This is a genomic window from Brachyspira catarrhinii, assembly GCF_005518285.1.
Taxonomy (GTDB): Bacteria; Spirochaetota; Brachyspiria; order Brachyspirales; family Brachyspiraceae; genus Brachyspira; species Brachyspira catarrhinii.
The window spans coordinates 1-5143 of sequence record NZ_SJDU01000158.1 but is presented as its reverse complement, the minus strand read 5'-3'; the positions used below and the strand labels follow the sequence as shown (position 1 = coordinate 5143).

General features: G+C 32.1%; 6 protein-coding genes. 2 read left to right on the top strand and 4 right to left on the bottom strand.

Annotated elements, in window-relative coordinates:
• Together EZH24_RS06945 and EZH24_RS06940 are read right to left on the bottom strand one after the other, a co-directional pair.
• A partial coding sequence (locus tag EZH24_RS06945) for a hypothetical protein (protein ID WP_137998400.1) occupies positions 1-480 on the bottom strand: 480 nt, incomplete at its 3' end.
• A 286-nt stretch (positions 481-766) separates the two neighbouring features.
• Positions 767-2242: a 4Fe-4S dicluster domain-containing protein gene (locus tag EZH24_RS06940; RefSeq protein ID WP_137998399.1), complete on the bottom strand. Its 1476-nt coding sequence runs from the start codon at positions 2240-2242 to the stop codon at positions 767-769.
• Between the two features lie 227 nt (positions 2243-2469).
• Here EZH24_RS06940 and ald point away from each other — a divergent pair, with 227 nt between their 5' ends.
• Positions 2470-3582: an alanine dehydrogenase gene (ald, locus tag EZH24_RS06935; RefSeq protein ID WP_137998398.1), complete on the top strand. Its 1113-nt coding sequence runs from the start codon at positions 2470-2472 to the stop codon at positions 3580-3582.
• 21 nt (positions 3583-3603) lie between these two features.
• Here the strand turns inward: ald and EZH24_RS06930 are convergent, their stop codons facing one another.
• A complete protein-coding gene (locus EZH24_RS06930) occupies positions 3604-4404 on the bottom strand; it encodes an AAA family ATPase (protein ID WP_137998397.1) in 801 nt (266 codons plus the stop codon).
• Positions 4405-4406: 2 nt separating this feature from the next.
• The gene (locus EZH24_RS06925; RefSeq protein WP_236847104.1) at positions 4407-4604 is read right to left on the bottom strand and encodes a hypothetical protein; all 198 of its coding nucleotides are present in this window, start codon (positions 4602-4604) and stop codon (positions 4407-4409) included.
• Between the two features lie 202 nt (positions 4605-4806).
• On the opposite strand from EZH24_RS06925, the gene EZH24_RS06920 reads away from it, so the two are divergent.
• On the top strand, positions 4807-5109 hold the full coding sequence (locus tag EZH24_RS06920; protein ID WP_236847103.1) for a DUF1858 domain-containing protein: 303 nt from the start codon (positions 4807-4809) through the stop codon (positions 5107-5109).
• Positions 5110-5143: the final 34 nt, after the last annotated feature.

Below are 5143 nucleotides of genomic sequence, written 5' to 3'. Positions count from 1 at the left end.
AAAATCCTTGCCATAATCATTGCGAAGAAAAATATTATTTCCATTACGGCAAAAATTTTTATTATGATTGAAAGCATAATTTTCATTACGACTTATTATTTCAAAATTAGATGCAAAACCTGAATAACAATGTGGCTTCAGCCCATTGTGTGCAATTGCAAAGGCACGCAAGGGGTTAAAACCCCTTGTTATTAGAATTGCAAAATTATTTTTCACAGTCATTGCGAAGGCTTTGCCTGAAGCAATCCACTTTTGAAAAAATTTATTTGTTAATGAAATTAAATTATAAAAACCGATTTTACTAAATTTAGATTGCTTCGTTTGACAACATGTCCCCTTTAGCGCATTCGCAATGACGGACTTTCCGAACAAATCGAAAATGTTTTTTAATAGATTTTTGCAATAGAAAATCCGAGAAAGTTTAAACGAATGGCTAACGTAACGTAACGTAACGTAACGTAACATGTTAACCTTCTTCATATTAAATTCCTCTTCGTTTTTTAGTTTTATTAAATATTGATTAAATTATACAATATTTAAAAAATTTGTCAACTATTTATTTTCTAAATATCAATTAATTTAATTAGTAATATTCTACAATATTTTTCAAACTTTGTCAACTAAATTAATTTAAATATTTTTTAATTTAATCAATTCTTAATTTATATATTTGATTAAATTTTTTGTCAATAGTTTAAATAAAAAATGTCATTGCTAGCCGTAGGCATGCCGAAGCAATCCAAATTTAATAAAATTTTATTTTAATTTATTTAGCCGTTAATTCCAATCCATCGGCGGCGTATCTCTGCAATTGAACGGTTGCGGCTTTAGGATTTTTCACAACGCAGGGACCTCCAACGCATCCGCCTTTGCAAGCCATAACTTCTACCAAATTTGGAGTGTCGTTTTGAATCGGCATCTCTCCCGATTGAATCTTGCCGAAATTTTTAAGCTGTTTCATTCCTTCTTTATCCAATCCGTCAATAACGGTAGGCTTAACTTTTTCGGGATGTTTCAATCTTATTTTTACCGCTTCGGCTACTCCTCCGCTCATAGCGTATTTTCTGCCCGAAGAAGTTGGAATGACATCTATATTCAAATCTGGTTCTTTCATAACATCCGTTCCAGTGGCTATAAATAAAGCGTCAAGCTCTTCCATCGATAAACAATAATCAACCAAATCATCGTCAATGCTTTCTCTTCTTTTTGCAAGGCATGGTCCTATAAACACATTAATCGCTTCCGAATCGTCTTCTCTCATCATTTCCGCCGTATAATGCATCGGAGTTCTCGTTTCAGATACGCATGGAATAAGCTCTGGAACATGTCTTCTAACCGCCTTAACATAAGCGGGACAGCATGAAGTCGTCATAAGTTTATCGCCTCTCTCCATTCTCTCTTCAAATTCATGAGCTTCTTTGTCGGATGTTATATCCGCTCCCAAAGCCACTTCCCAAACTTTACCAAAACCAATTTTAAGCAACGCGCTTTTTAATTGTCCAGGTTTTGCGTTGAATTGAGACGCGATAGAAGGAGCATACATTACATTTACTTTTTTGCCGTCTTCTTTCAAATGTTTCAACACATCCAATAATTGTCCTTTATCCATCATCGCGCTGAAAGGACATTCTCTCATACAATTTCCGCAAAAAATACATTTATGATAATCGATAACTTCTTTTCCAAATTCGTTTTTATTAATCGCTCCTACGGGACAAGATTCTTCGCAAGGAACGGGAATATAAATAATCGCATGATAAGGACAGTTCTTCAAACATAATCCGCAGTTTATACATTTTTCGCTATGAATAAAAGCTCTTTTTTCGTCCAAAATATCTATGGCGTTTTTAGGACAATTTACCATACAAGGACGAGCCAAACAAGCCTGACATGCGTTTGTAACCATGAAATTTGCTTTAACGCAGGCATTACAAGCTTCGTCCAAAACGGTAAGCATGGGCCAAGTCGGTTTTTCTCTTTCCAAAGCCAATTTCGCGTATTGCGATAAAGGAATTCCGCTGTCTTCCTTTCCTTCCACGCTTATTCCGAGTCTCGCCAAGATTCTATTTTTTATAATCTCTCTGTCATGATGAATGCAGCACCTTATCGATTTGCTATCTCTCGGTATTATTTCGATTGGCATTTTATCTATGTCTTCCAAAAGTCTGTCTTCAATAAAAAGTGTCGTTATTCTAACAAGAATATCTTTTTTTAATTGAGCGGCGTTATTATTTATATTCATTCTATTCTCCAAAATTAAAGTGATTTTTATAAATATAAAGTAAATAAATTATACTTATATTGATAAATATTATAATATAAATGACTATTTTTCAAGTGTAATAAATTTTAAAATACAAAGATTATTATAATATATATTTAGATATTATTTACTCTTTATCTCTTGACAATAAAAAGTTAATTTACTATACTTTAAAATATAAATAATTATTAATTAAGGAGTTTTTTATGCTTATAGGATGCCCTAAAGAAATTAAAAATCAAGAATATAGAGTAGGATTAACGCCTTCCAATGTCGCCGATTATGTTAGTAATAATCATAAGGTATTAATCGAAAAAGGTGCTGGAGAAGGTTCGGGATTTTCGGATGAAGAATATAAAAAAGCTGGCGCGGAAATAACCGATAAAAAGAAAGTATTCGAAGCTGATATGATAGTGAAAGTAAAAGAACCGATAGAAGAAGAATATAATTATTTTAGAGAAAATCAAATATTATATACATATTTGCATTTAGCCGCCGATAAACCATTAACCGAAATGCTTTTGAAAAAGAAAATTAAATCTATAGCTTACGAAACGATGCGAGACGAATCCAATCAACTTCCATGCCTTGCACCTATGAGTTGTATTGCTGGAAGATTATCGATTCAAGAAGCTTCAAAATATTTGGAAAAGAAATTCGGAGGAGAAGGCGTTTTACTTGGCGGAGTTCCTGGAGTTCAAAAAGCGAATGTAGTTATACTCGGAGCTGGAGTTGTGGGATTAAACGCTGCTCAAATAGCTATGGGTTTTGGAGCGAATGTTTCTATAACCGATGTTAATATAGCGAGATTATCTTATATAGACCAAATATTTAATATGAGAATAAATACTTATTTCAGCGCTCCTTCAACATTGGAGAATTTATATAAAACGGCGGATGTAATTATAGGAAGCGTTTTAATACCAGGAGCAAAAGCCCCTAAACTTTTAAGAAAAGAGCATTTAAAAATAATGAAAAAAGGCTGCGTAATAGTCGATGTGGCGATAGACCAAGGAGGATGTTTTGAAACTTCTCATGCCACGACTCATGATGACCCAATTTATATTATAGACGATATAGTTCATTATTGCGTTGCCAATATGCCTGGCGCCGTTCCAAGAACTTCCACAATAGCTCTAACCAATTCCACTACTCATTACGGAATAATGCTTGCAAACGATGGACTCGAAGAGATATGCAAAACGAATGAAACTATGCTAACGGGATTAAATACTTATAACGGAAAATGCACTTTCAAGGGAGTGGCGGACGCATTCGGATTGGAATATACCGACCCTAAAAAGGCTTTGGGTTTATAGGCTAAATAAAAAGTAATATAATCAGAAAAAATCGGCGAATGATTTTTCTCTCGCTTTTTCTTCGTTTAAAAGTCCCAAGTCGTATAAATATCTTGTGACGGCTAAAGAAAATCCGCCTTTGATTGGAGTTTTCGGATATAATATTATTAAAGGAGTTCTTTTTTGAATCGAAACCATGACTTTTTCTTCGTCAAATAAAATCGGTCCGAGCAATACCAAATTTATATCCAAAGAAAATTTATCGGAGACTTTTTTTACTTCTTTGTAAAGATTAATCGCCCAATCTATATTTTTTACTTTATTTACTATCAAATACATTTTGTCGGTTATTTTATTTACGAACATCATTTTCATTAATCTATAAAGGTCGGTTAATGAAGTTATTTCGGGATTTGCGATTAAAATAATATCGTCCGACATTTGATAAAATTTCATCATAGCTTGAGTTATTCCAGCGGCATAATCGATTAAAACATAATCGTATTCTGTCGACAATTCTTTTAAATCTCTCGCCAAAATCGACAAATTAAAATCGTTTTCAAATTGAACGAATCTTTGAATATTGATTCCCGCGCTTATTACATCTATATTGAATTCGCTTTTTATGATGCAATCTTTCAAAGCGGAATTCCCTTCAAAATATTCTTGCAATTTTGATTCGGGTTTTACATGAAGCAGTATAAAAACATTAGAGCAATTAATATCAATATCGAAAACCAAAACTTTATAACCTCTTGAAACCAATTCGGTGGCAAAATTAACCGTGCATAGAGTTTTGCCCGCTCCTCCCTTTCCGCTTGAAAAAGATATTATTCTCCCCATAATCATTGCTCCGTATATAATTTTAGAACTGAAGAAACTTTTGCCCTCACATCCTCGTCCCAATCCAAAATATGAGGTTTAAGCGCCTTTATAACCGTAATTCTATCGACATCAAAAACGATTTCAGAGAGTTTATCGAGAGCGTTAAGTCGCTTTCTTTTATCTTCGCTTTCCAATTCGGAGAGTATTTTTTTTATCATTTTTATTTCCGTTTTATTTTAATATTTGGTAAAAAATTTTGAATAATCGTATTTATTATATATTATAAAAGTTTTTTGTCAAAAATATTTGATAAATATACATAATTTTAAGTCATATTAATAAATTTGACTAAATTTATAATCTATAATATAATTTGTTAGAATAATAAAACAAATAAATTTTAATAAAAGGATAACTATAATGACAAAAAAGTTAATAAATACAAATAAAAATATTTACGAATTATGCAAAGAATATCCCGAGATAAAAGATATATTGTCGGATTTGGGTTTTGAAGCTATAAAAAATCCCGTTATGTTTAACACTATGGCTAAAATAACTACTATAGATAAAGCATCAAAAATAAAAAATATAGATATGAAAAATATTATAAAAAAGTTTGAAGAGAATGGATTTACTTTTGCAATCAATGAAAATAACGAAAGAAACGAAATATTGAAAGACTTAATAAAACGGCTTCATAACGGAGAGAATATAGAATAGAGATGCTTGGAGATGATACAGTTCAGGCTAAAGA